The 24,456-nt window shown below is 60.2% G+C and carries 25 protein-coding genes; 16 read left to right on the top strand and 9 right to left on the bottom strand.

What is annotated here, in order from left to right; translation table 11 throughout:
• The first annotated feature begins 28 nt into the window (after positions 1–28).
• From EC915_RS16740 to ssuE, 7 genes are all read left to right on the top strand, one after another.
• Positions 29–1,351 (top strand): hypothetical protein, encoded by a 1,323-nt coding sequence (locus EC915_RS16740; protein WP_133751637.1) that lies wholly within the window; start codon positions 29–31, stop codon positions 1,349–1,351.
• A 492-nt stretch (positions 1,352–1,843) separates the two neighbouring features.
• Positions 1,844–2,965 (top strand): glycosyltransferase family 1 protein, encoded by a 1,122-nt coding sequence (locus EC915_RS16735; RefSeq protein WP_133751636.1) that lies wholly within the window; start codon positions 1,844–1,846, stop codon positions 2,963–2,965.
• Between the two features lie 9 nt (positions 2,966–2,974).
• Entirely contained in the window at positions 2,975–4,030 is a 1,056-nt protein-coding gene (locus tag EC915_RS16730) for an acyltransferase (protein ID WP_166651007.1), read from the top strand.
• A gap of 91 nt (positions 4,031–4,121) precedes the next feature.
• Entirely contained in the window at positions 4,122–5,360 is a 1,239-nt protein-coding gene (locus tag EC915_RS16725; protein ID WP_133751634.1) for a glycosyltransferase family 4 protein, read from the top strand.
• A gap of 13 nt (positions 5,361–5,373) precedes the next feature.
• Positions 5,374–6,786 (top strand): undecaprenyl-phosphate glucose phosphotransferase, encoded by a 1,413-nt coding sequence (locus EC915_RS16720; protein ID WP_133751633.1) that lies wholly within the window; start codon positions 5,374–5,376, stop codon positions 6,784–6,786.
• Between the two features lie 163 nt (positions 6,787–6,949).
• Positions 6,950–8,032, top strand: a complete 1,083-nt coding sequence (locus EC915_RS16715; protein ID WP_133751632.1) for a polysaccharide biosynthesis/export family protein — start codon at positions 6,950–6,952, stop codon at positions 8,030–8,032.
• A gap of 441 nt (positions 8,033–8,473) precedes the next feature.
• A complete protein-coding gene (gene ssuE / locus EC915_RS16710) occupies positions 8,474–9,055 on the top strand; it encodes an NADPH-dependent FMN reductase (protein WP_133751631.1) in 582 nt (193 codons plus the stop codon).
• Between the two features lie 70 nt (positions 9,056–9,125).
• On the opposite strand, the gene EC915_RS16705 is transcribed toward ssuE, so the two are convergent.
• From EC915_RS16705 to EC915_RS16695, 3 genes are all read right to left on the bottom strand, one after another.
• The gene (locus EC915_RS16705) at positions 9,126–9,401 is read right to left on the bottom strand and encodes a hypothetical protein (protein WP_133751630.1); all 276 of its coding nucleotides are present in this window, start codon (positions 9,399–9,401) and stop codon (positions 9,126–9,128) included.
• A 185-nt stretch (positions 9,402–9,586) separates the two neighbouring features.
• The gene (locus tag EC915_RS16700; protein WP_133751629.1) at positions 9,587–10,957 is read right to left on the bottom strand and encodes a gluconate:H+ symporter; all 1,371 of its coding nucleotides are present in this window, start codon (positions 10,955–10,957) and stop codon (positions 9,587–9,589) included.
• A 211-nt stretch (positions 10,958–11,168) separates the two neighbouring features.
• On the bottom strand, positions 11,169–12,065 hold the full coding sequence (locus tag EC915_RS16695; RefSeq protein WP_133751628.1) for a LysR family transcriptional regulator: 897 nt from the start codon (positions 12,063–12,065) through the stop codon (positions 11,169–11,171).
• 130 nt (positions 12,066–12,195) lie between these two features.
• On the opposite strand from EC915_RS16695, the gene EC915_RS16690 reads away from it, so the two are divergent.
• From EC915_RS16690 to EC915_RS16680, 3 genes are all read left to right on the top strand, one after another.
• On the top strand, positions 12,196–12,897 hold the full coding sequence (locus EC915_RS16690; protein ID WP_133751627.1) for a CoA transferase subunit A: 702 nt from the start codon (positions 12,196–12,198) through the stop codon (positions 12,895–12,897).
• A 94-nt stretch (positions 12,898–12,991) separates the two neighbouring features.
• Positions 12,992–13,648, top strand: coding sequence for a CoA transferase subunit B (locus tag EC915_RS16685; protein WP_133751626.1), 657 nt, complete (start codon positions 12,992–12,994; stop codon positions 13,646–13,648).
• Positions 13,649–13,847: 199 nt separating this feature from the next.
• Complete coding sequence (locus tag EC915_RS16680; protein WP_133751625.1) at positions 13,848–15,266, top strand: short-chain fatty acid transporter; 1,419 nt, start codon at positions 13,848–13,850, stop codon at positions 15,264–15,266.
• Positions 15,267–15,671: 405 nt separating this feature from the next.
• Here EC915_RS16680 and EC915_RS16675 read toward each other — a convergent pair whose 3' ends face one another.
• Positions 15,672–15,989, bottom strand: coding sequence for an antibiotic biosynthesis monooxygenase (locus tag EC915_RS16675; protein ID WP_133751624.1), 318 nt, complete (start codon positions 15,987–15,989; stop codon positions 15,672–15,674).
• Complete coding sequence (locus tag EC915_RS16670; protein ID WP_133751623.1) at positions 15,982–16,704, bottom strand: CTP synthase; 723 nt, start codon at positions 16,702–16,704, stop codon at positions 15,982–15,984. The genes EC915_RS16675 and EC915_RS16670 overlap by 8 nt, the downstream gene beginning before the upstream one ends.
• Before the next feature lie 62 nt (positions 16,705–16,766).
• Here EC915_RS16670 and EC915_RS16665 point away from each other — a divergent pair, with 62 nt between their 5' ends.
• The gene (locus tag EC915_RS16665) at positions 16,767–17,675 is read left to right on the top strand and encodes a LysR family transcriptional regulator (protein ID WP_133751622.1); all 909 of its coding nucleotides are present in this window, start codon (positions 16,767–16,769) and stop codon (positions 17,673–17,675) included.
• Between the two features lie 75 nt (positions 17,676–17,750).
• Here EC915_RS16665 and EC915_RS16660 read toward each other — a convergent pair whose 3' ends face one another.
• A complete protein-coding gene (locus tag EC915_RS16660; protein WP_133751621.1) occupies positions 17,751–18,515 on the bottom strand; it encodes an SDR family oxidoreductase in 765 nt (254 codons plus the stop codon).
• Between the two features lie 88 nt (positions 18,516–18,603).
• Complete coding sequence (locus EC915_RS16655; RefSeq protein WP_133751620.1) at positions 18,604–19,536, bottom strand: 2-hydroxyacid dehydrogenase; 933 nt, start codon at positions 19,534–19,536, stop codon at positions 18,604–18,606.
• Positions 19,537–19,858: 322 nt separating this feature from the next.
• Between EC915_RS16655 and EC915_RS16650 the strand changes: the two genes are divergently transcribed.
• Entirely contained in the window at positions 19,859–21,001 is a 1,143-nt protein-coding gene (locus tag EC915_RS16650) for a glycerophosphodiester phosphodiesterase (RefSeq protein WP_133751656.1), read from the top strand.
• A 126-nt stretch (positions 21,002–21,127) separates the two neighbouring features.
• Here EC915_RS16650 and pyrF read toward each other — a convergent pair whose 3' ends face one another.
• Positions 21,128–21,826: an orotidine-5'-phosphate decarboxylase gene (pyrF, locus tag EC915_RS16645; RefSeq protein WP_166651006.1), complete on the bottom strand. Its 699-nt coding sequence runs from the start codon at positions 21,824–21,826 to the stop codon at positions 21,128–21,130.
• A gap of 99 nt (positions 21,827–21,925) precedes the next feature.
• Here pyrF and EC915_RS25310 point away from each other — a divergent pair, with 99 nt between their 5' ends.
• Together EC915_RS25310 and EC915_RS16640 are read left to right on the top strand one after the other, a co-directional pair.
• Positions 21,926–22,060: a hypothetical protein gene (locus EC915_RS25310; protein ID WP_256658752.1), complete on the top strand. Its 135-nt coding sequence runs from the start codon at positions 21,926–21,928 to the stop codon at positions 22,058–22,060.
• Between the two features lie 13 nt (positions 22,061–22,073).
• Positions 22,074–22,241, top strand: a complete 168-nt coding sequence (locus EC915_RS16640; RefSeq protein WP_133751618.1) for a DUF2897 family protein — start codon at positions 22,074–22,076, stop codon at positions 22,239–22,241.
• 80 nt (positions 22,242–22,321) lie between these two features.
• Here EC915_RS16640 and EC915_RS16635 read toward each other — a convergent pair whose 3' ends face one another.
• Positions 22,322–23,152, bottom strand: a complete 831-nt coding sequence (locus EC915_RS16635) for an ABC transporter substrate-binding protein (RefSeq protein ID WP_133751617.1) — start codon at positions 23,150–23,152, stop codon at positions 22,322–22,324.
• A 335-nt stretch (positions 23,153–23,487) separates the two neighbouring features.
• On the opposite strand from EC915_RS16635, the gene EC915_RS16630 reads away from it, so the two are divergent.
• Complete coding sequence (locus EC915_RS16630) at positions 23,488–24,030, top strand: exonuclease domain-containing protein (RefSeq protein ID WP_133751616.1); 543 nt, start codon at positions 23,488–23,490, stop codon at positions 24,028–24,030.
• Between the two features lie 88 nt (positions 24,031–24,118).
• Entirely contained in the window at positions 24,119–24,406 is a 288-nt protein-coding gene (locus EC915_RS16625) for a pyrimidine/purine nucleoside phosphorylase (protein WP_133751615.1), read from the top strand.
• Positions 24,407–24,456 lie beyond the last annotated feature (50 nt).

Below are 24,456 nucleotides of genomic sequence, written 5' to 3'. Positions count from 1 at the left end.
GGACCGTACCTCTTGATTGAGACAAACCATGCTCATCCTGCGCCTGACGAGGTTAAGACGACGCCTTGCGTTTCTGCTGCTGGGTGTATTCATCACCTGCGCAGCCACTGCCGACGACACCTTCATCATTGGCGTCGATACCTACTTGATGAATAAAACCACCTCGCCGACCAACGCCCTGCGGTTGCTTCAGGCGGCGGGCGTGGATTCGGTACGCGATGACGCCTACTGGTCCAGCGCCGAGCCCTGGCGCGGCTTGATGAAGATAGAACCCTTCTGGGAGATGTACCTGAGCCAGACCCAGGAGCACCGCCTGCATCCGCTGTTGTTCCTGGACTACGGCAACCCTTTCTACGACAACTGCGCCAAACCGCGTAAACCCGTCGTGCGTGAGGGGTATGGCAATGACGTGAGTTTCGTGACCCGGCAGCTCAGCGAGCACGTGGACTTTTTCGAGATCTGGAACGAGTGGGACAAGGAGAACCCGGTAGATCCGGCATTTACCAAGGATTACAGCGAGATGGTTGAAGACATCGCCAGACGCATTCGTGCCAATCCGCGGCCGATGCTGATTCTGGCGGGCGCCGTGACCCGTCAGGGCATGGACCTTGGGTTTGCCGACCGCTTGGTGGAGTCCGGCATTCTCGATCACGTCGATGGGCTGTCGTTACACCCTGACGTGCATTGCCGTACGGACGCACGCAACACCCCGGAAAACTGGATTGCCTGGCTCAGGCGCATCAACGAAGGCCTTAAGGACAAGACCAGCAACAAGCGCGCCGTGCCGCTGTATCTCACCGAGATGGGTTGGCCAAGCAACGATGGCCGCTGTGGGGCTGACGAAAAAACCCAGGCAGCCTTTCTGGCACGCAGTTTTTTTCTGGCGCAGACGGTGCCGAACATCAAGGGAATGTGGTGCAACGGCTTGCTGAATGACGGGCCGGACAAGGCCGAAACGGAACAGAATTTCGGTTTGCTTAATCAGGACCTGAGCGTCAAGCAGGCGTATCTGACGCTGAAGGCCATCAGCCCGACGCTGCATCAGTTCCGTTATGACCCGCAGAAGAGTCGGGAAATCGATTCGCAGTATCTGCTGCGGTTTGCTCGGGGTTCGGAGCAGATCATGGTGGCCTGGACAGCGGGGTCTCCCAGGTCGATCAAGGTCGACGCCAGCAGTGTGTTGGGCGGCAATGTGCAGTACATCGATACCCGGGAGCCGCAGAAGGGGCTGGTTGATAGCGGTATTTCGTGGAATTGCGACGAGGGGCGGTGTTCGGCGCAGGTGCCGATCGATGAGTTTCCAAAAATCATCACATTGGGAACCCGGCCTGCGTTGTTTGCGTTGCCTTGATTGTGCGGCTTTGTTGTTTGCACACCGTGGTCGACAAGTAGTTCTGGTATTGAGGAAGAGGCGCAGCGGGGCGCTGAGACGGTGAGGTATCCCTTATGAATGGTGGCGCGGAGTCACCTTTCTGCCCCCCGGCGGGTCACTTTCGAAGCGCGACAGTAACCAAAGCGCTACTGAACCCAACTGTAGGAGCGGATTCATTCGCGAGGGGCCCGTGCAGCCGATACAGCTTTGTCGTCAGGGATATCTTTCGCCGTCGCCGTAACCTGCGGCATGTCCCACAAGTAAAGCGTCAGCCCCTTCAATGTATCGTCATCAAGCCGCCGCCTTTGATGCTGCTGTTCTTAAGCGATAGCCCAGACAACACCGAATCAACGAATCAACGTCCAGCCTCCGGAACACCGTTTCATGTCCGCATTGAGAGCGCCCTATTCATTCAGGTGCGCGCCCGGCCCCTGCACATACCTCCTAATATTCTTCAACAGGTCGACCACAATGATCGTGATCAATGCACGTTTTCTGACTCAGGAACTGCGTGGCGTTCAACGCTTCGCAGAACAGACCTGCCTGGCGCTCAAGCAACTGCGTGACGATCTGGTATTTGTCGCGCCCCACAACATCAAGATGCACGACACGGCCAGTGCGCTGGACGTCCGGTGCATCGGTCGCCACAGCGGCCATCTATGGGAACAACTGGACCTGCCTGCATACCTGCGGGCTCACAACAACCCGCTGCTGATTTCCCTGTGCAGCACGGCCCCGCTGTTTTACCGCAATCAGATCGCGACTCACCACGACGTCACCTACGTGCGCCACCCGGAGAGTTACACCTGGGCGTTTCGCCTGCTGTACCGGACCATGACCCCCATCATGCTTTCGCGTATCAAGGCGCTGCTGACCGTCAGCAACTTTTCCAAAGGCGAGATTTCGCAGTTCTACAACTACCCCGAGAAGAAGATTTTCGTCGTGCCCAATGCCGTGAGCGGGGCCTTTCAACCCGGCCCGCCGCTCAAGGATCAAACCGAGTACCTGCTGGCAGTGTCATCGCCCAGCGCGCACAAGAACTTCAGCCGAATGATTCAGGCGTTTGTGCTGCTGCCCAATCAGGATGACCTGCAATTGCACATTGTCGGCGGGGCCAGCGACATATTTGCCGACGACAAACTGCAACGCCTGGCCAGTGGCGACCGACGCATCCGGTTTCTGGGGCGCCTGAGCGATGAGCAACTGATCGAGCAGTACCAGGGGGCAACGGCATTTGTCTTTCCCTCGTTGTACGAAGGCTTCGGCATTCCTCCGCTGGAGGCGCAAGCCTGTGGCTGCCCGGTGCTGGCGGCGAACGCGGCGTCAATTCCGGAAGTGCTGCAGGCCAGCGCTCTGTATTTCGACCCCATGGACGTCACGCATATGGCAGCCGCCATGGAACGCATTCTCGTGGATCTGCCCCTGCGCCAGTCATTGCGCCGGCGAGGCTTGAACAACGTGGCGCGGTTTTCCTGGGATGAGTCGGCGCGCCGCATTTCACAACGTATCGACACCCTGCTCAACCCGTCCAGGGATCGCCGCGCCAGCACCGGCAACGACACGCTGCGCCGCGAATCTTCCAGCAAGCTTTGAGGCATGGTCATGAAACGTCTTGCCTATCTCGACGCATTGCGCGGCATTGCTGCATTGATGGTGGTGTTCACTCACCTGTATGCGCCGCTCATCGGTCATGTCTGGGTTTTCGATTACTTGATCGACCCGGGCAAGCTGGGGGTGCTGTGGTTTTTCATGATCAGCGGCGTAGTGATTCCCTACAGCCTCAAGCCCGGCCCTGAGGGCGCGCGCAGGTTTTTGATTTCGCGCCTCATGCGTCTGTACCCGGCCTATTGGGTGTCACTGCTGATTTTCGTGATCATGCTCAAACTCACCGGGGCGCCGCTGCCATCGCTGGCACAGATCGTCGCCAACCTCACCATGGTGCAGGCGGCACTGGGCTTTGACGATGTGATCGGTCTGTACTGGACGCTGTTCATCGAACTGGTGTTTTACGGTCTGTGCCTGGCGCTGTTCCTCGGCGGCAAGCTCTACGACCAGACCGTGCGCGCCCGCTGTTCGCTGGGGTGTCTGCTGCTGGCGCTGGCCATGGGCGTGGTTCGTGCGGTGAGCGAGCGCAAGTTGCCGGTGGCCTTGCCGCTGGCGTTGTCACTGATGTTCTTCGGCTCGATCTGGCGTCAATGGCTGCTGGCCGAACACAGCAAGGAACTGACCCGAAATCTGAGCACCCTGCTGATTGCATTCGTCTTGATCCTGCCACCAACGCTGATCATGGCGTACAGCAAGGACATGGGCACCGGGGAAACCTGGGGCCGCTATTGCTTCACCTACACGCTGGCCATCGGCAGCTTTCTGCTGCTGACCCGCAGTCTGCGCCTGAACCATCCGGTGCTGGTGTGGCTGGGGGCGGTGAGTTACTCGCTGTACCTGCTGCACCCTTCCATGTTGATGCTCGCAGAACATGTGCTGGGGGCATGTGTTCCGGAAGGCAATGGAGCCGCGCCGCTGAGTGTCGCGCTGTTGGCTACCCTGCTGACCCTGGGCGCCGCTGATCTGTGCTTCCGCTGCATAGAGTCGCCCTTCATCCAACTTGGCAAACGTCTCAATAATCGCAAGGCCAAGGCGCAAACCATCAGCGTCTGACGTCCTGTCTGCGTCACAACAACCACTCAAGCGCCCCCCTCGCGAACGTCTTTTTACGTGCCGGCCCTTGAGTCGTCTGCAGAGAACTCCAATGAAAATTGCAATTGTCCACGACTGGCTGGTGACGTACGCCGGTGCCGAAAGGGTTTTGGCATCGCTGGTCAAGATCTGGCCCGAGGCAGACCTGTTTTCCGTCATCGACTTTCTCAGTGATGAGGACCGCGCGCAGCTGGGCGGCAAAGTGGCAACCACCACCTTCATTCAGCGTTTGCCCAAGGCCCGCACCAAATACCAGCGCTACCTGCCGCTGATGCCCATGGCCATCGAGCAACTGGACCTGTCCGGCTACGAGCTGATCATCAGCAGCAGCCACGCAGTGGCCAAGGGCGTGCTGTGCGGCCCCGATCAGTTGCATGTCAGCTACGTGCACTCGCCGATCCGTTATGCCTGGGACCTGCAGCACCAGTATCTGAAAGAAGCCAACATGAGCAGCGGCCTCAAAGGCAAAGTGGCGCGGATGATTCTGCACTACATGCGCATGTGGGATCAGCGCACGGCCGCCGGGGTCGATGATTTCATCGCCAACTCGCACTTTATCGGCGCGCGGATCACCAAGTCGTACCGTCGCGAATCAACGGTGATCTACCCGCCGGTGGACACTCGGGGCTTCACCCTTCAGGAACACAAGCAGGACTACTACTTCACCGCATCGCGCATGGTGCCGTACAAGCGCATGCCGATGATCATCCAAGCGTTCGCCGCCATGCCGGACAAGCGCCTGGTGGTGGTCGGCGACGGCCCGGAAATGGACAAAGCCAAGGCCGTTGCCGCCAACGCGCCCAATGTCACTGTGCTGGGTTTCCAGCCGTTTTCGGTGCTGCAGGAGCACATGCGCAACGCCAGGGCGTTCGTGTTCGCCGCTGAGGAAGATTTCGGCATCAGCCCCGTCGAGGCGCAGGCCTGTGGCACGCCGGTGATCGCCTTCGGCAAGGGTGGCGTGCTGGAAACGGTGTGCGGCCTGGACCATCCGCACCCGACCGGGGTGTTTTACCCCGAGCAAAACGCGGCGTCGCTGATCGAGGCCGTCGAAGCGTTCGAGGCATCGGGCGGGCGCATCACCGCGCAGGCCTGCCGCGCCAATGCCGAGCGCTTCAGTGAGGCGCGCTTCGAACGGGAAATACGCCAATTCGTCGACCTGCGCCTGAGCACCTCGCGTCAGGCCCGTCAAACCACGCAATACCGGGCGGCTCAGGTCACCCCGGCGCAGGTCGTTCCAAGCCTGGTTCCTGGCGATCTGAGCGCCCGTGTTGTTCCGATCAAATCAGTCTGAGCGAGCACAGCCCATGAGCACACCCCTTCGCGGCATCCTGCATGCTCATCAATCATCCCTGTCGGTCGCCCATCGTTTGCTGGATCTGGCCGTCATCGTCATCGCCGACAACAGCATCAACAGGCTGTCTGGCACACCGATGGATACTGCGGGCTGGATGCAGACCCTGCTGGCAGTGGTAGCCTTCCACTGGCTTGCCGAATATCACCAGCTCTACGGTTCATGGCGCGGGGAGCGCATCGTGCGCGAACTGCTGAAGGTGGCCAACTACTGGGGACTGACCTTCGTCCTGCTGCTGTGCGTCGACTACCTGCTGCTGCACCCGGATAACCTGGCCAACAACGGTCAGATGGCCTGGTTCGTTTCAACCCTGCTTGCGCTGTGCGGCTACCGCCTGGCCATTCGCAGCCTGCTGCACACCCTGCGCAGCCGCGGGTTCAACACCCGCCGTGTGGCGATTGTCGGCACCGGTCATTGCGGCGAGCGTCTGGCGATGTCGATCGAGAGCGCGCCGTGGATGGGCCTGGAGGTGCTGGGCTTTTATGACGAAACGCCCGAACAGATGGATCTGGCGCAGATCGGGCGGCGCATTGCGGTGCTGGGCGATCTGGACCAACTGATCGTCGACGCTCGCAATGGCAAGCTGGACAAGATTTACATCACCCTGACGCTGGATGCCCAGGCGCGATTGCAGGAGTTGATCACAGGGCTCAGCGACACCACCGCGTCGGTGTATGTGATCCCGGACGTGTTCATGTTCGAGCTGTTGCACGCGCGCAGCGAAAGCATCAACGGCCTGCCGAGCATCAGTATTTTCGACTCGCCCATGGATGGCGCCTGGAGCATGGTCAAGCGCCTCGAGGACATCGTCCTGTCGAGCCTGATCCTCGGCATGATCGCCCTGCCCCTGCTGCTGATCGCCTTGGCGATCAAACTCACGTCGCCAGGCCCGGTGCTGTTTCGCCAGCGTCGTTACGGGCTGGACGGGCGACCGATCATGGTCTGGAAGTTCCGCAGCATGAGCGTTCAGGAAAACGGCGACGTGGTGACCCAGGCAACGCGCAACGACAGCCGGATCACGCCTTTGGGCGCCTTTCTGCGCCGCACATCACTGGACGAGTTGCCGCAGTTTTTCAACGTGCTGCGCGGCGAGATGTCGATCGTCGGCCCGCGCCCCCACGCCGTGGCACACAACGAGCAGTACAGAAAGCAAGTGTCGGGCTACATGCTGCGGCACAAGGTCAAGCCGGGCATCACCGGCTGGGCGCAGATCAACGGCTGGCGCGGCGAGACCGACACGCTGGACAAGATGCAGAAACGCGTCGAATTCGACCTGCAGTACATCGAGCACTGGTCGTTGTGGCTGGACTTGAAAATCATCCTGCTGACCCTGCTCAAGGGTTTCGTCAACAAGAACGCGTTTTGAGAGAACAACTGCCAATACAAAACGGTTTGGCCGCAGCCGACGGGCGCGGCGGGAGGTGCTTGGTGAAGGAAAGAAAACGATCCGATGTTCGGTGTGAGCAAGGCAAGCCAGGTCATCACTGCGGTGCCAGTACGCACCATTCAGGATTAGAGAGAACATTCATATGAAAGTAACGTTAGCGGCAGTGCTGCTTTCCAGTATGGTTTTGCAAGGCTGCGCATTCGCTCCCGGTCAATACATGTCGTTGAGCGATGTCACTGACAAGGACCCTGACGGCCCGGCCGTTACGCTGGTCAATATCACCCCGGCCACCTTGGCACAGCAACAAAGGACCGCCGCCTCCCAAGCCAAACCGCTGCCGCCTGAGCTGTTGAATTACAAGACCCCTGAATACGTGGTCGGACCGGGCGACGCCTTGCTCGTCACGGTTTTCGAACACCCTGAGCTGACCGCGCCGGGCTCCCAGGAGCAACTGGACGCCAACAGCCGCGAAGTGTTGAACGACGGTACGGTGTTCTTCCCGTATGTCGGTCGTATTCAAGCCGGTGGCAAAACCGTTTCGCAGATTCGCGAACAACTGCGCATGGGCTTGCTGCCGCAATACACCGAGGTCAAGGTCGACGTCAAAGTGCTGCGTTACAACAGCCAGCGCATCCTGCTGTCCGGTGCATTCAAGGCGCCTGGGCCGCAGCCGATCACCAACATTGCGCTGAGCCTGGTTCAGGCCATCAGCACTGCGGGGCTGGACCTGAGCGACGCCAACCTCGCCGGGTTGACCCTGCGCCGTGACGGCAAGGATTACGTGATCGATGTCGACTCGCTCAATCGCAAGGACTCGCAACTGAGCAGGATTTTCCTCAAGGACGGCGATTACCTGCACCTCAACAGCAATTCGAAAAACAAGATCTATGTGCTGGGTGAAGTGCTCAATCCGCAGGTGATCTCGTTCAGCACCACCAGCGTGACCCTGCTCGAAGCGCTCGGCACGTCTGGCGGCCTGAACCCCGAAGCGGCTGATGGCGAGGCGGTGTATGTGATTCGCGCAGAGGATGCGACGCACTCGGCCACCGTGTACCACCTCAACGCCAAGAAGCCGACCGCCTATGTGCTGGCCAAGGGGTTCGAGCTGGCCGCGCAAGACGTGGTGTATGTCGGCCCTGCCAATATCACCCGCTGGAGCCGTTATGTGAGCCAGTTGCTGGGGTCGAACAATATCGTCCAGACCGGCGCGATGTTCAGGCACTGATAGCCGCGTTGAGCGGTGAATTAGAAGCAAGCGTGAAAATTGAGATCCTCGCGGGTGTTGCCTGCGGGGATTTTTTTTGTCCGCAACCTGACTTCAACCTGTCAGCCGCACGGTGTCGCCTTCGACAAGCGCACCGGAAAAGCACCGTGCTTCACGCAACCTCTGTGCAGGCTGAATTCAGCACGTTCGATGCAAACAACTGTTTGCCCGGCAACAGCAAATCAACAGCAGAGAGAGATTTTGTCGCCCCCACGTGGGCGGCTTTTATGTGGATGTCGCGTCCCTGCGCCCGGAATCATTGAGCGCCAGCGTCATCGACGCCGCTGGCACGCATGCTGCTTTGAAGGTGTCACAGGGTCTATCCGCCCATTCAATTTCGCGTTGCGCGCGACCTGCGGGGTGCTATTGGCATCCCGGGTGACCGACCCCAAGGAATCACACATGTTGGTAGTTTCAATTTCAGGCAGTCCCTCCACGCGATCGCGCTCCGGCGTTGTGCTCAAACACGCTGCGCAGTGGCTTACCGACAGTGGCGTAGATGTCAGGACGGTACGCATTCAGGACTTCAACGCCGAAGACCTTCTGTATGCACGCTTTGACAGCCCGCAGGTGGTGGCCTTCATCGAAGCGGTGGCGCGCGCCGATGGTCTGCTGATCGGCACGCCGGTGTACAAAGCTTCGTTTTCCGGTGCGCTGAAAACCCTGCTGGACCTGCTGCCGGAGCGTTCCCTGCACGGCAAGGTGGTCCTGCCGCTGGCTACCGGCGGTAGCATCGCGCATATGCTGGCGGTCGACTACGCACTCAAGCCGGTGCTGTCGGCGCTCAAATGCCAGGAAGTGCTGCACGGTGTCTTCGCTATCGACAGTCAGATCAGCTATGGCGACAACGAACTGGGCGGCGAGCTGGACGAACTGCTGACACAGCGGCTGCATGACGGGCTGGACCACTTTCTGCTGGGCCTGCAACACCGCACCAACGCGCGGCATAAAGAAGCGGGCGGGCATTTGAAGCTGGCGCTTTAACCCAACTATCTGCTTATAAACCGACTGCCTGCGCCAAGTGACGCAATGACGATCAGGGAAAGCAGAGCGCTCAGCCCTGCCGCGCTTTGGACGCCGTGCTGAGGTCGGCGTCGACTTCGCCATGGGTATCGAACGCATGGGCCTGCTGCAACTGAGGCTGAGTCAGTAATTGCCGTTTGCGGATCTGGAATTCGTCGTAGGACAAACCGCGACGATTCAGGTCTTCGAGGGCCAACTGATGGCTTTCTTCAGCGCTGTAGGGGCGCAATTCGGGATGATTGTCCGTCGCACAGCCCGACATCACGACGGCTGACAGCGACAGGGCAAGGGCAAGAAAACGATTCATGAGAGCCTCCAACCGGCTCGTTTCTGGAATGCAGTCAAGGCTACGCCCCGAGGCTTTCCAGCAAAAATCACTCGTCTTGATAGTTGCTATCGAGTTGGCACAGAGTCGCGGCTTTACGCGCGCACGTCGCAGAATCTGTGGAAGCTACAGAAGCTCCACAGGTTCTATGTTGAGCCGCAGTCAGATCAAACCAGCCAGTGCCAAAGCAGCAGCGTGCCGATCAGCCCGACCACTGAAACGATGGTCTGCAACACCGACCACACCCAGATCGTCTGCTTGAGTTGCAGGCCGAAATATTCGCGGACCATCCAGAAGCCCGCATCGTTGACGTGGCAGAAGAACACCGAGCCGGCACCGATGACCAGCGCCACCAAAGATGCCTCGACCGGCGCAAGGCCGGCCATCATCGGCGCCAGGATGCCCGCCGTGGTGGTGGTCGCCACGGTCGCCGAACCGGTCGCCTGACGCAGCGCCACGGCAATCAGCCAGGCCAGCAGCAGATACGGCATGTGCGCGCCTTCGGCCACCTTGCTGATGGTCTGGCTGACACCGGCGTCCAGCAACGTCTGCTTCAGACCGCCGCCAGCACCAATGGTCAATAGCAGCACGGCAATCGGCGCCAGGCTTTTGCGCAACGTGGCGCCGACATGCTCGCGGGAAATGCCATTGGCCCAGCCCAGACAGACAGTGGCCGCCAATACCGCAATGCCCAGTGCAACCAGGGGTTCGCCGAAAAACTTCAGGGCCAATGCAAGGTTGCTTTGCGGCGCCATCGCCACTTTGGCCAGCGTGCTGCCAAGCATCAGAATCACCGGCAGCAGAATGATCAGCAGGGAGACACCGAAGCCCGGCTGACGTGCAACGTCGGGTTTGGCCGAAAACAGCTCGCCCAGCTCGGCCGGCTCTTCAATGTGAAGCCGTTTGGACAGCCAGTTGCCGTACAGGGGACCGGCCAGAATCACCGCCGGCACCGCGATGCACAGCCCCAACAGCATCGTCAGGCCCAGGTCGGCGTGCAGGGCACTGACCGCAATCAGTGGTCCGGGGTGCGGAGGCATCAGGGCGTGCAGGGTCGTCATGCCTGCAAGGGCCGGAATCGCGATTTTCAGCAGTGGCTGATTGGACTGGCGTGCCATGACGAAGATGATCGGCACCATCATCACCAGGCCCACTTCGAAGAACAGCGGCAAGCCGATGACCATAGCCACCAGCGCCATGACCCACGGCAGGCCCTTGCCCTTGCCCAACCCCAACAATGTCGAGGCAATGCGATCCGCCGCTCCCGATTCGGCCATCAGCGCGCCGAGCATCGCCCCCAGGGCGATGATGATCCCCGCCTCCCCGAGAATCCCGCCAGCACCCTTGCTGAACGCTTTTGCAACTGCCTGCGCTGGCAACCCCGCACCTATCCCTGCAATGAAAGTGCCCACCAGAATCGAGAGAAACGGCGGGAGTCTGGTGACGCTGATCAGCACGATTATCGTGGCGATGGCGATCAGGCAGCAGATGATCAAGCGAGTGTCATGGAACACCCAGGCAGCAGACGACAAATCCAATGCGCAACCCCTTATCATTTGGTTTTATATTCTGGATGGGTTGAAACAAATTGTTTCAACGAGTCAAACGATACCGTATGCGGTATGGCGTCGCAGTTGATTTTTCACAGGGTTTGGCCGAAATGGCCGATTCCATCCAAGGTCATCGGCAGGCTCCGCGCCCACAGGGTGATCAGTGCTCGGGCTGATAAATGCATGGCAAACATTCAGCTCAGCCCCGCTCAGCGCGCTGTGCGCAGTCGATCAACACATCCTTCAATCCCTGCGCCGCCGCCGACAGCTGGTGATCGGCCAAGGTGATCAGGCCAATTCGCCGCTCGATGCGCGGGCCCTCTAGGGCAATGCAGCATGCGCCCAACTCCTCCATCTGCCCGATACACAGCGAGGGCACTGCGCTGACCCCAAGGCCATTGGCGACCATCCTTCCCACGGTCGACAGCTGATGGCTTTCAAAGGCTACCGACAACCTGCCGTGCCGGGTCTGCAGGTCCTGTTCCAGCAGCAGACGCACTGCGGAAGGTCGTTGCAGGGTAATGAAATCGTGCCGGAGCAGCTCATCCCAAGTCACCTCTTTCATGCCGGCGAGCACGGAATCCATGGGCACCACCGCGACGAATCTATCCCTGTACAGCGACGTGAAGGTCAGGCTGTTGCTCGACTCCGGTTCAAAACCGATGCCCAGCTCGACCCGACGGTGATCGACCATCTCCAACACCTGCTCATTGATCACGTCATGCACCGCCACGTTGACCCGTGGATAGCGGCCACGAAATGCCTTCAACGCGATCGGCAGCACGTTACCGGCAAACGACGGCATCGCCGCAATGGAAACCTTGCCCATCTGCAAAGTGAAACGCTGACGCAGCAATTCTTCGGCGTTGTCCCAGTCCGCCAGCAGCTGCCGGGCCAGCGGCAATAACGCTTCGCCCTCGGGGGTGAGGCTGACGTTACGCGTGGTGCGGGTGAGCAATTGCCCACCCAGATCCGCTTCCAGCGCTTTGATGGTCAAGCTCAAGGCCGGTTGCGACAGATGCAGCCGCTCCCCTGCCTGGGCAAAACTCAAACACTGCGCCACTGCAAGAAACGCCCGAAGCTGCTTTACACTCATATATTTAATTTTCTTATCAATGTATGAAAAAAACAAAATTAACAAATCATTGGGTGCGGGAGAAGATGCCCTGAACGCTTGCCGACAAAAACCTTGTCGCACATAACTACAACGAAGGCGGGACATCACCATGGCTGGACTCGACAAACGAGTGGCGACCTACGAAGAGGCCCTCGCCGGGCTGACCGACAACATGACTGTGCTTTCCGGGGGCTTCGGCCTTTGCGGGATTCCGGAAAACCTCATCGCCGAAATCAAGCGCCTTGGCGTGAAAGGGCTGACCGTCGTGTCCAACAATTGCGGGGTCGATGGGTTCGGCCTGGGCATCCTGCTGGAAGACCGGCAGATCCGCAAAATGATCGCCTCCTACGTCGGTGAAAACGCCCTGTTCGAACGCCAGTTGCTCAGTGGTGAACTGGAAGTCGAACTCACCCCTCAAGGCACCCTCGCCGAAAAAATGCGCGCAGGCGGTGCTGGGATCCCCGCCTTCTACACCGCAACCGGCTACGGCACGCCTGTCGCCGAAGGCAAGGAAACCCGCCAGTTCAACGGCCGCAACGTGATTCTGGAAGAGGCCATTACTGGCGACTTCGCGATCATCAAGGGCTGGAAGGCCGACCACTTCGGTAACGTGGTCTATCGCCACACTGCGCAGAATTTCAACCCGGTCGCGGCCACCGCCGGCAGGATCACCGTGGTTGAAGTCGAGGAAATCGTCGAGCCGGGCGTGCTGCTGCCGACTGAAATTCATACGCCGGGCATCTATGTCGACCGGGTGATCCTGGGCACTTTCGAGAAACGCATCGAGCAGCGCACGGTCAGGAAAGCCTGACCTGGCGCACCGAATCGAAACCCTTCATCGATACCCCGCAGGCAGCTTGCTCACTCGCAGCGGCTTGCCGGACACAATAAAAGAGACCCACCGCATGGCACTCTCCCGCGAACAAATGGCCCAGCGCGTTGCGCGCGAACTGCAAGACGGCTTCTACGTGAACCTGGGCATCGGCATTCCGACCCTGGTCGCCAACTATGTCCCTGACGGTATCGACGTGATGCTGCAATCGGAAAACGGCCTGCTAGGCATGGGCGCATTTCCTACCGAAGAAACCATCGATGCCGACATGATCAACGCCGGCAAGCAGACCGTGACGGCGCGCAAAGGCGCCTCGATCTTTTCCTCCGCCGAGTCCTTCGCGATGATCCGTGGCGGCCATGTCGACCTGACCGTGCTCGGTGCTTTCGAAGTCGACGTCGAAGGCAACATCGCCTCCTGGATGATTCCCGGGAAACTGGTCAAGGGCATGGGCGGTGCGATGGATCTGGTGGCCGGTGCCGACAACATCATCGTGACCATGACGCACGCGTCGAAGGACGGCGAATCGAAACTGCTGTCGCGCTGCAGCCTGCCGCTGACCGGCGCTGGCTGCATCAAGAAAGTACTGACCGACCTGGCTTACCTCGAAATCGAAAACGGCGCTTTCATTCTGCGCGAGACTGCGCCTGGGGTAAGCGTCGAGGAAATCGTCGCCAGGACCGCTGGCAAATTGATCGTGCCGGACGATGTGGTCGAGATGACATTTTGACAACAGGCATAAACCTGTAGGTCTTCGACCTGAATCACAACGGTCTGCCCGATCGACCGGCGTGACATCGCCATACCCCTCAGCCCCTTCCGTAACGAAGGGGCTTTGCCGTATCAGCGCTGCACCTTTTCAACACTGCCATCCCAAGAACAGCTACCCGAATAGCACCTGGACAATAATTCCAAGAGGTAAAAAACCCGTGGCCGAGACGATTAAAGAAAGCCGCTACGCTCGATTTGCACTGCGCTGCGCCCAGTGGGCCGAACGCTGGTTCCCTGACTCCTGGGTGTTCGCCGCGCTGGCCGTGGTGATCGTCACCCTCGCCACGCTGGCCATCGGCGCCAAACCGGCCGACGCCGCCAAAGCCTTCGGCGACGGTTTCTGGAGCCTGATCCCGTTTACCATGCAAATGGCCTTCGTGGTCATCGGCGGCTACGTCGTGGCCAGTTCGCCACCTGCGGTGAAACTCATCGACCGCCTGGCGCGCATCCCGAAAAACGGTCGCTCGGCCGTGGCGTGGGTCGCATTGATTTCGATGGTAGCCTCGCTGCTCAACTGGGGGCTGTCGCTGGTGTTCGGTGGCCTGCTGGTGCGTGCGCTGGCTCGCCGTACCGACCTGAAAATGGACTACCGCGCGGCCGGTGCGGCGGCCTATCTGGGGCTGGGCGCAGTCTGGGCATTGGGACTGTCGTCGTCAGCGGCGCAGTTGCAAGCCAACCCGGCCAGCCTGCCACCGTCGATTCTGGCGATCACCGGGATGATCCCGTTTACCCAGACGATCTTCCTCTGGCAATCGGGCCTGATGCTGCTCACGCTGGTGGTGGTCTCGATCATCGTTGCCTACGCCACCGCTCCCGGCCCGGCCAATGCCCGCGATGCCAAGGCATGTGGCGTTGACCCGGCATTCAGCCTGCCGCCATTGCCCGCGCGCACCCGGCCAGGTGAGTGGCTGGAATACAGCCCGCTGTTGATCATTCTGATGGTCATCCTGGCGTCCGGCTGGCTGTACAACGAGTTCAGCACCAAGTCCGCGATCACGGCGATTTCCGGTCTGAACACCTACAACTTTCTGTTCATCATGGTCGGCGCCCTGCTGCACTGGCGCCCGCGCAGTTTTCTGGATGCCGTGGCCCGTGCCGTCCCAACCACCACCGGGGTGCTGATTCAGTTCCCGCTCTACGGTTCGATCGCCGCGCTGCTGACCACGGTCAAGGGCGGCGACGCACAAACCGTGGCGCACCACATATCGACCTTCTTCATCCGTATCGCCTCCCACGACACCTATGCACTGCTGATGGGTGTGTATTCGGCGATCCTCGGGTTCTTCATCCCTTCCGGTGGCGGCAAGTGGGTCATCGAAGCGCCTTACGTGATGCAAGTCGCCAACGACCTGAAATACCACCTGGGCTGGGCGGTGCAGATCTACAACGCCGCCGAAGCGCTACCGAACCTGATCAACCCGTTTTATATGCTGCCGCTGCTGGGCGTTCTGGGGATCAAGGCGCGGGATCTGATCGGCTTCTCGTTCGTGCAGTTGCTGGTGCACACCCCGCTGGTGTTGTTTCTGTTGTGGGCATTGGGTGCGACGCTGGCGTATGTCCCGCCGATGATGCCGTAAGGGCCGCGGCCTCACCTATCAACCACGCCCTCACCGCCTGAACCGTCGGGCGCAGGATCGCGTGTTTGGGCTGCACCAGGTAGTAGCCCTTCGACAGCGGCAATGGTTGCTCGAAGGGCTCAACCAGCAACCCGTTCACCACCTCCCTGGGTTAACCATTCGCTGGTGATGACCACTGCCTGACTGCGCCGTGCGCCTCGATGGCCAGCAACGGCTGGTCGGAATGAATGCCGGGGATTGCCCTGCCCGATCCCTCGCTGATTTGCGCGAAGCGTCGCAACCACTGCGGCCAGTGAGGGTGCAGCGTGTTGTGCAGCAAGGTGCAAAGCGGTCGACGCAACGCGGCGAAGCAGGAGTCGGCCAGGGATGCGATGGCCGACACCTGAACGCATCATCACAGACAGGTCAAGCGCTGTAACTGCGCTCTACACGGGTGATGCGGATGTGATAGGAGCGATACCAGATCCTGCGACCGCGCTCACGAATCTCCTGATGTTCCGGGTGATTTTTCCAGGCCAGAATCGCTGCCTGATCGGTCCAGCAGGAGACCGTGATGCCCAGTCCGTCTTCGCCGCGAACCGATTTCACCCCCAGGAAACCGGGCTGCGCCTGCACCAGTTCCAGCATTCTCTGCGAGGCCCGCTCGTACTCCTCAGCGCCAGTGGCGGTCCGAACCGAGGTAAAGATCACGGCGTAATAAGGCGACGGGAGGGTTTCAATCATCGCGGCTGTCCTCACTTTTCGCACAGGCCAGTACGAAAGCCTTGACCAGAGGCGGCGTCATGCCTTCCAGCGCGGCCCGCTCAGGCTGAAACAGCGTGGCGACGAAGAACGGATGACCGTCCAGCTCCATGGCACGGACTTCGTTGTCCTGATCGTAGCCACTGACTTTCAGCGGCCCGGCGAATATCTGCGCCTCCAGTTCCTTGCGCAGGCCATAACGGCAGCGGTAACGCTCATGGGTTTGCTCGGCGGCGTAGGCGTTGGCGATGCGGGAACCGGGCAGCAGCCGAATCGGCGCGAACGCCTCGACCAGCGAACAACTGAGCGGGGTGATGATGGCCTGATCCGAATCGGGAGCAGTCTCGCCATGTTCGGCGTCGACCCAGCCTAAATGATGCCGTGCATACTCCAGCACCGCGTGCTGAAAGCCACCGCATGTGCCAAGGAAAGCCACCCGCTGCTCGCGCGCGTAACGGATCGCGGTCAATGCACCGTTCATGTCGCGATAAGGGCTGGCCGGCACACACCAGATGCCGTCGAAGGCTTTTAAATTCGCAGCATCGCCAATTTCAGGTGTGGGGAGCCATTGGAACTCGACCCCGATACCCGTCTCACCGGCCGCTCGCTCCAATGCCACAGGAATCGCCTGGTGCGCGGGCACGTCTTCGTCATAATCACCGACCAGCGCGATGCGGATCACCTGCTTGTGTTTCATGCCTGCTCCTTGATATCAAAACGCTTTGCGATAAGTCCGGCGCTGACTATAAGCTTGTGCTCATGCAATCAGAATTGGCGTTCAGGCAAGTGATCAATGCAGCCGCGCAATACCGAATCAACCATACCGATCTCACCCTGATCCTCGCGCTGGTGCGCGGAAAGAACCTGTCCAGAGCGGCGCAGCTGCTTAGCCTCGACGTGTCCACGGTGTTTCGTGCGGTGCGGCGCCTGGAGGCCTCGGCCGGCACCGCGCTGTTCGAGAAGAACCGTACCGGCTATCAGGCGACCAGCGCTGCACTGGCGCTGGCGCAGCAGGCAGAAAGTGCCGAGCAGGCTCTGGCACTGGCGCAGATCAGCCTGGATCAGGGCCACCAGGTCATCAGCGGCACCGTGCGCCTGACCTGCACCGAAGCGGTGTTGCAGAATCTGCTGTTGCCGGCGCTGACACGTTTCATGCCCGACTATCCGGGGCTGAAACTTGAACTCAACACGTCCAGCACCTTCGCCAACCTCAGCCGCCGCGACGCCGACATAGCGTTGCGTCTGACCAACGCCCCGCCTGAGCATCTGGTCGGCACTCGCCTGGGCACAGTGTCGTATCAGGTGTGCGCCAACGAATCTTATTTACAGCAGTGCGGGGAGCGCGCGCTTGAAGACATGCGCTGGATCGCACCGGATGATTTTCTGCCGGATCACCCGACAGTCTCCTGGCGGCGCCAGCAGTTGCCAAAGGTGAACCTGGCCTACCGCTGCAGTTCTATGCTCGCCGTCGCACAGTTGGTGCGCGCGGGGATGGGCGTAGCAGCCCTGCCTGACTTCATGCTCAGGGAAGGCGATCTACAGCGTCTGGGTGAACCGCTGGAGGGCTACGACACGGCATTGTGGCTGCTGACCCGACCGGACTGCCGCGCACTGCGCTCGGTGTCGGCGTTGTTCAGCGAGCTGACACGGGCAATTGAACTGCCCTGACGCCGACATCGGGGCTTCACGCAGTTGAGCCGCGACCAATCACGGTGGGAATGAGCGTGCTTATCCAGACCTGATTCAACCACGCCCTACGAATGGCATGTGGGTCGCCATCACCGTCAGGTTCAGCACGTTGGCTGACAACGGCAGGCTAGCCATATGGCTCACGGCGTCGGCCACATGCTGCACGTTCATCGTGGGTTCGACCTGCAATTCGCCATTGGGCTGCAACACGCCCTTGGTCATGCGATCGGTCATTTCGGTCAGGGCATTGCCGATGTCGATCTGCCCGCAGGCGATGTTGTATTGCCGACCATCCAGCGCCGTGCTCTTGGTCAACCCCAATACCGCATGTTTGCTGGAAGTGTACGGCGAGCTGAAAAGGCGCGGGGTGTGGGCCGATATCGAACCGTTATTGATGATCCGGCCACCCTGTGGAATCTGGCGACGCATCAGGCCAAACGCGGCACGCACGCAAAGGAACATGCCGGTGACGTTGGTATCGATCACGTTTTTCCACTGCTCGACCGTCAGCTCATCCATCGGCACCGCAGGCGCGCCGATCCCCGCATTGTTGAACGAGACGTCCAGCCGACCGAAAGTGCGTTCAATCTCTGTGAACAATGCATCGACGCTGACGGAGTCGCGCACATCGGTGGGCACCGCCAGCGCCTGCTGACCGGCCGCTTGCGCCTGCTCGGCCAGCGCAGTCAACGGCTCCGGACGGCGCCCGGCCAGGACCACGGCATAGCCGTCCCTCAGCAGTTGCAATGCCACGGCGCGACCAATGCCGCTGCCTGCGCCCGTGACCAGCGCAACTTTCAGGGCCGAAGATGAAGACATGAGCAATTCCTTTGTTGCTGGAGGGATGAATTCGGTTTCAAAACCAGTGGGCGGCAATGCTGTACCCGATGAACCTGAACGTCATGACTCAACTGTGCACAGGCGTCAGCACCGGCTTGCCCGCATAGAACGCCAGCAGGTTATCGGCCACCCTCTGCACGGTGTCGCTTGAAGCCTGCGGTGAAAGGCCCGCGACATGGGGCGTCAGGACCACGTTGCCCAGGGTTTTCAGGGCATTGGGCACCTGCGGCTCATCGTCGAATACATCCAGCGCCGCACCGGCCAAACGCCCATGCTGCAAGGCATCGATCAGGGCTTGGGTGTCTACCACGCTGGCCCGGGCGATATTCACCAGGAAACCCTGCGGGCCCAGCGCTTCGATAGTGGCCTTGTCGATCAGATGACGGGTTGCGCCGCCGCCGGGGGTGGCGACGATCAGAAAATCGGACTCGGCAGCCAGTGCCAACGGCGTCGCGCAATAGGTGAAGTCCACGTCGTCACGTGGCGAACGGCTGTGATAGCTCACCTGCATGTCAAAACCCAGCGCACGTCTGGCGATTGCCATGCCGACCGCCCCCAGGCCCAGAATGCCGATGCGCTTGTTGGCGAACGAGGGCCGCGTGATCTTGCGCCACTCGCTCCGGCGCACCGACGCATCGGCCTGCGGAATATCGCGGACCGCTGACAACAGCAACGCCATCGCATGATCGGCCACGCTCGGTGCATTGACCCCGGCGCCGTTGGTTACGGTGATCCCGCGCGCCTTGGCCGCCGGCAGGTCCACCTGCTCATAACCGGCGCCGAGCACACAAATGATTCCAAGCCGGGGCAATGCCGCCATCTCAGCGGCTGTAACACCGAGCGGCCCGCGGGTCAGTACCGCATCGATTTCATGACCACGGGTCGCCACCGCGTCCGCCCGCGTCGCCGGTGTCGGCGCCAGGATCAGGCGAAATCCGTTGTCCTCAAGGATCGGCAAGTACTCGTTCACACTCTCGACTAACACCAACACCGTCTTCATCATCACTCCTTCGCAGAAATTCGCTGGCACTGACAGTAGCGCGAGTCAGCGCAATTGTGGAGCACGCTAACGTTTAAACGTCATGGAACTCCATAAGACTGGCGCCGTATTTCGCAGACCTGCGCTTGGGCAGCGCCGGGCCGGACAGCCACTCGCAGCGACGGTTGTTTTCCCGCTGCGACACGCGACTTGCCCGCACCTCAGGTAGCTGTTTATGGTCTGAAGGATGCGCCCGGAACACGGCAGCGAAAAGCTGACTGACGCGCAGCGGTGATCAACGCCGCCTCATGAATGAATCATGCACACAAGGAACATCATCACCATGCTCAAAGGACTCACTGCAAAGTCGCTTTCCCGAACGTTGCTCAGCACCGCGCTGACGGGGGCCATGTTGGCGTCGGGATGGGCAGTCGCGGCCGACGAGCCGGGCAAGGCGCTGGCTGCGAAAGCCGGTGTGCCGTGGCCTGCGGTCATCGCTCACCGTGGCGCCTCGTTCAACGCGCCTGAGGAAACGGTGCCGTCCTATACCTTGGCCCGCGAGCTGGGGGCGGACTATCTGGAAATGGACATTCAGCGGACCAGGGACGGTGTGCTCATCGCCTTGCACGACGATACACTGGAGCGCACCACCAATATCGCCGGGGTGTATCCGACTCGTACGAAAGACCCGGTCAGCAGCTTCACGCTGGAAGAGCTCAAACGCCTGGACGCCGGCTCATGGTTCAACAAGGCGCACGCGGATCGTGCCCGCGCCAGTTACGCGGGGTTGAAGATTCTGACCCTTGATGAGGTGATCGACATCGCAGAGGGCGGCAAGAACAAGCCGGGGCTCTACATCGAAACCAAGGTGCCTGCGCAGTTTCCGGGCATTGAAGAGGACCTCAGGAGAAAGCTCGAACAGCGCGGTTGGCTGAGCCAAAGGCCTGAAGCCGATAAAGGCTATGTCAACGTGGCGCATACGCCGGGCCGGGTGGTGCTGCAGACGTTCGAGAAGCCGAGCCTGGAACTGCTGCACAAAGCCATGCCGCACACACCAAAAGTGCTGTTGCTGTGGTTGGGTGACGGCTCCATTCAGGCCGCATCCGACCAGACCTTCAAGGACTCGGGGGCGAAGGACAAGGCCAGCTTCTACGCCACTCAGCAGGTGAAATCCAAGGAAGAGTTCGCGGCGTGGATGGATTGGGCCAAAGCCCATGGGGCCATCGGTACAGGCCCGGCATCGGCACTGAGGAACGGTGGAGACCAGAGCTATATGGATCTGGTGCAGCCATGGATGAACAAGATGGCCCACGACCGCGGCCTGATCGTCCACCCGTATACCGTGGATGACGCGGTGGACTTCAAGGAAATAGGCAGCCATGGCGTCGATGGTTTCTTCACCAATCGCGCGTCGGAACTGCTGAAGTTCTACGGCCGGCCTTCGAAGGAAAGCATGGATTCGATCCTGAAACGAATCGGCTATTGACACTCACCTGACACCGTAGGAGCCAGCTGGCTGGCGAAAGGGGCAGTTGCACCGACACATTCCAACGCCTGAAGTGCCGGTTTGCCAACAAGCCGGCTCCTACGAAAGGATCGGGACCTCCAGTGCTTACGCCAGCTCTGCCACCACAGCCGCCAGCGCTTGCGCCGGGTCGGCGGCCTGGCTGATCGGACGACCAATGACCAGGTAATCGGAGCCTGCTTCCAGCGCCTGACGCGGGGTCAGAATACGGCGTTGATCATCCTGCGCACTGCCCGCCGGACGAATGCCAGGCGTCACCCGTTGCAGGGACGGATGCGCGGCTTTCAGGGCCTGGGCTTCCAGCGCCGAACACACCAGACCATCCATACCGGCCTTTTCGGCCAACGCGGCCAGACGCAGCACCTGTTCCTGTGGCTCGATGTCCAGACCGATCCCCGCCAGATCCTCACGCTCCATGCTGGTCAGTACGGTCACGCCAATCAGCAGAGGCTTTGGCCCGGAGCGCTGATCCAGCACATCGCGACAAGCCGCCATCATGCGCAAGCCGCCGGAGCAATGCACGTTGACCATCCACACGCCCATCTCGGCCGCAGCTTTGACTGCCATTGCCGTGGTATTGGGAATGTCGTGGAACTTGAGGTCGAGGAAGACTTCGAAGCCCTTGCTGTTCAGTGTTTCGACGATGTCGGATGCGCAACTGGTAAACAGCTCCTTGCCAACCTTGACCCGGCATAGCTTGGGGTCCAGCTGATCGGCCAGTCTCAACGCGGCTTCGCGGGTCGGGAAATCCAGGGCGACGATGATAGGGGTCTGGCAGACGGACATGAGCGGGTTCTCTGGCAAGTCGAAATCGGCGCGCATTGTAGCTGAACATCCCCCGGGGCGGGACCCGGTGATCGGTAAATGGTGCACAGGGATTCGTGCATGAATTCGCTGCCGCAGGAAGGTGAGTCGCCCTGTGCGCTCGTCGTTCTGCACATGCAGGTGTTCATGGCCTGTCGGGCATTTCTGCAATTGAACCACTGGACCGGGAAATGGCTCAAAGCCGTATCACAATAAGGAGAGAGCCCCCATGCCCTGGTATGCCTGGTTGATTCTGGTAATTGCAATCGGCTCGATCGTCGGTGGTTTGCTGATGCTCAAGGATTCAGCGAAAAAACTGCCCCTGACCGAAGAACAGCTCAAGCGCGTGCACGAGCGCAACGCTGAAATGGACGCCAAGGACGCACGCGACCGCTAAGCCGGTCGGGCGGTGGAGCTCCATCGCCCGCCTGCCGTGCATCTACCGCAGTGCATTTAACGCAGCGCCGTTACGCCTGCTCACTCCCTGCCATCAACCGAATCCAGCGCCACTGCATGGTGGGAAGCCTGCGGCGTCACGGCAATGCGGAACGGCTGGAAAATTTTGAACATCTGCCCGTTCTCCCGCAGTTGCTTGAGCAGTTCACCAAACTTTTCTCCGCTGATCGGTGCATTGGGCCTGAGCAATGCGTAATGCCGATAGACCTGATCAACCCGGTCGGAGATCAGGAACTGCTCGGCATCCTGCGGATTAGCGGCCATGAACGTACTCAAATAGGAACGCGTCACCAACGCAATGTCCGCCCGCTCGCGCAGCACCATCAAAAGATTGCTGTCGTGGGAATAGGTCAGCGTGGCGTTGTACTGCTCAGCGAGAAATTTCGGATCGGGATTGAAGTGGGCAAATGCATAGTGATAGCCGCTGAACAGCGCCAGACGCTTGCCCTTCAGGTCATCGAAATAGCGTTGCGTACGCCCTTGCAGACGATGGGCGACGAAGACTTCGGCATCCTCCAGCCCCATGTCCACGTCCTCATGGGGAATGTCCTTCCAGCCCCACTCCGGGTTCTCGAAGATCGCCATGTCGAACCGTTGCTGCTGGAAGTCGCGGAAACGTCGGGGAATCGAGGTCGGCACCATTTCAAAGCGGTAATCGCTCTGCATGGCGTTCAATGCGCTGACCATCTGCGGCAGCAGGCCTGTGTCTTCGCCCCGCTCAGGACGGATGGTGTAAGGCGGAAAATGCGCAGCACCAATTCGCACGACCTGCTCAGCACCTGCCTGCAAGGCCCACAATGGGGTCGTCGCCATGAGCAGCGTTTTCAAAGCCATTCGCACCGGCGTGGACATCAAGACAAAGCACCTCTGGCGAATCGGATTACGCGTAAGCTATGCGTTCGCGAACAATTAGACAACGGTCAAACGAAACGCAGGCCGGGTTTATTTGCCGCCCGAACGATCGTGCACGTATTCGCGCCGCAATTTATGCCGAGCGCCTGCACCAAGCAAGCGTTTGGCCAACATTCGCGCCCAGGCCCGACAAAAAAATCGTCGCCCTCGTCAAACCATCGCCCACCCTGCGAGTCCCACCCATGAGCCCCCGCGAACTTAACGGGTTGAACGCAACGAGTTGGACATGACTACGCTGCATGACGGTGCCATGGATTAGGAAACGGGAGCGAGCAATGCCCCATTGGCTGGTGATAGACCTGGAGGCCACCACCGAAGAAGGCGGGTGGCCTGTGGCAGAGATGGAAATCATTGAGATCGGCGCTTGCGTGGTCAACTCGGCCGGTCGCGAGATAGATCACTTCGAACGTCTCGTGCGACCGGCGCGACGACCGCAGCTGACGCCTTTTTGCCGGGGACTGACGCATATACAACAGGGCCAGATCGACACGGCAGCGCCACTGGCGATGATCTGGCCGCAATTCGAGCGGTGGATGACTCACCATCGCACGCGGCTGGTGGGCTGGGTCAGTTGGGGCGATTACGACCGGGAGCAACTGGTGCAGCAATGGCAACAACAGCAATTGACCAGTGAGTTGAGCAGCCTGCCGCATATCAACCTCAAGCAGCGCTTCGCCCAGGCGCGGCAATTGCAAAAGCCCTGCGGATTGAACACCGCTCTGCAACTGGCAGGGATGCACTTCAATGGTCAGCAACACCGGGCGCTGACCGACGCCCGCAATACTGCAAGGTTGCTGCCGCTGGTGATTCCCGCCTGAAAGTGACGCATTTATCAAAGCGGATGACGGCCTTTTGTACGTTGGGCATACTGTTTGGCCTTTTCCAGCCCTTCCAAGGAGATCAGCCATGTTCAAGGTCAACGAGTATTTCGACGGAACCGTCAAGTCCATCGCTTTCCAGCAAAAGGAAGGTGCGGCCACCATCGGCGTCATGGCTCCAGGCAAGTACAACTTCGGCACGGCAGAGCGCGAAATCATGCACGTGATCTCCGGTTCGCTGAAAGTGCTGCTGCCGGGTGGCAGCGACTGGGAAACCTTCAGCGCTGGCGACCAGTTCCGTGTTCCGGCCAATAGCAAGTTTGATCTGGAAGTCAGCGACGAAACCGCCTATCTGTGCGAATACCGCAAAGATTGATACAAAAGCAAACGGCGCCAACGGGTGCCGTTTTCATCTGGCCGAACGAC

Origin of the sequence: Pseudomonas sp. LP_7_YM (assembly GCF_004364435.1) — a bacterium.
Lineage (GTDB): Bacteria > Pseudomonadota > Gammaproteobacteria > Pseudomonadales > Pseudomonadaceae > Aquipseudomonas.
Note: the sequence above shows the minus strand (reverse complement) of the source record. Positions and strands in the feature narration are given on the sequence as shown.

Coding starts and splice junctions, on each gene's coding strand:
- EC915_RS16665 (WP_133751622.1), top strand. CDS start 16,767: ATGCAATCAGAATTGGCGTTCAGGCAAGTGATCAATGCAGCCGCGCAA.
- EC915_RS16685 (WP_133751626.1), top strand. CDS start 12,992: ATGGCACTCTCCCGCGAACAAATGGCCCAGCGCGTTGCGCGCGAACTG.
- EC915_RS25310 (WP_256658752.1), top strand. CDS start 21,926: ATGAATTCGCTGCCGCAGGAAGGTGAGTCGCCCTGTGCGCTCGTCGTT.
- EC915_RS16715 (WP_133751632.1), top strand. CDS start 6,950: ATGAAAGTAACGTTAGCGGCAGTGCTGCTTTCCAGTATGGTTTTGCAA.
- EC915_RS16670 (WP_133751623.1), bottom strand. CDS start 16,704: ATGAAACACAAGCAGGTGATCCGCATCGCGCTGGTCGGTGATTATGAC.
- EC915_RS16660 (WP_133751621.1), bottom strand. CDS start 18,515: ATGTCTTCATCTTCGGCCCTGAAAGTTGCGCTGGTCACGGGCGCAGGC.
- EC915_RS16690 (WP_133751627.1), top strand. CDS start 12,196: ATGGCTGGACTCGACAAACGAGTGGCGACCTACGAAGAGGCCCTCGCC.
- EC915_RS16740 (WP_133751637.1), top strand. CDS start 29: ATGCTCATCCTGCGCCTGACGAGGTTAAGACGACGCCTTGCGTTTCTG.
- EC915_RS16725 (WP_133751634.1), top strand. CDS start 4,122: ATGAAAATTGCAATTGTCCACGACTGGCTGGTGACGTACGCCGGTGCC.
- EC915_RS16735 (WP_133751636.1), top strand. CDS start 1,844: ATGATCGTGATCAATGCACGTTTTCTGACTCAGGAACTGCGTGGCGTT.
- EC915_RS16655 (WP_133751620.1), bottom strand. CDS start 19,536: ATGAAGACGGTGTTGGTGTTAGTCGAGAGTGTGAACGAGTACTTGCCG.
- EC915_RS16640 (WP_133751618.1), top strand. CDS start 22,074: ATGCCCTGGTATGCCTGGTTGATTCTGGTAATTGCAATCGGCTCGATC.
- EC915_RS16675 (WP_133751624.1), bottom strand. CDS start 15,989: ATGATTGAAACCCTCCCGTCGCCTTATTACGCCGTGATCTTTACCTCG.
- EC915_RS16705 (WP_133751630.1), bottom strand. CDS start 9,401: ATGAATCGTTTTCTTGCCCTTGCCCTGTCGCTGTCAGCCGTCGTGATG.
- EC915_RS16630 (WP_133751616.1), top strand. CDS start 23,488: ATGCCCCATTGGCTGGTGATAGACCTGGAGGCCACCACCGAAGAAGGC.
- pyrF (WP_166651006.1), bottom strand. CDS start 21,826: ATGTCCGTCTGCCAGACCCCTATCATCGTCGCCCTGGATTTCCCGACC.
- EC915_RS16695 (WP_133751628.1), bottom strand. CDS start 12,065: ATGAGTGTAAAGCAGCTTCGGGCGTTTCTTGCAGTGGCGCAGTGTTTG.
- EC915_RS16650 (WP_133751656.1), top strand. CDS start 19,859: ATGCTCAAAGGACTCACTGCAAAGTCGCTTTCCCGAACGTTGCTCAGC.
- EC915_RS16635 (WP_133751617.1), bottom strand. CDS start 23,152: ATGTCCACGCCGGTGCGAATGGCTTTGAAAACGCTGCTCATGGCGACG.
- EC915_RS16625 (WP_133751615.1), top strand. CDS start 24,119: ATGTTCAAGGTCAACGAGTATTTCGACGGAACCGTCAAGTCCATCGCT.
- EC915_RS16730 (WP_166651007.1), top strand. CDS start 2,975: ATGAAACGTCTTGCCTATCTCGACGCATTGCGCGGCATTGCTGCATTG.
- ssuE (WP_133751631.1), top strand. CDS start 8,474: ATGTTGGTAGTTTCAATTTCAGGCAGTCCCTCCACGCGATCGCGCTCC.
- EC915_RS16720 (WP_133751633.1), top strand. CDS start 5,374: ATGAGCACACCCCTTCGCGGCATCCTGCATGCTCATCAATCATCCCTG.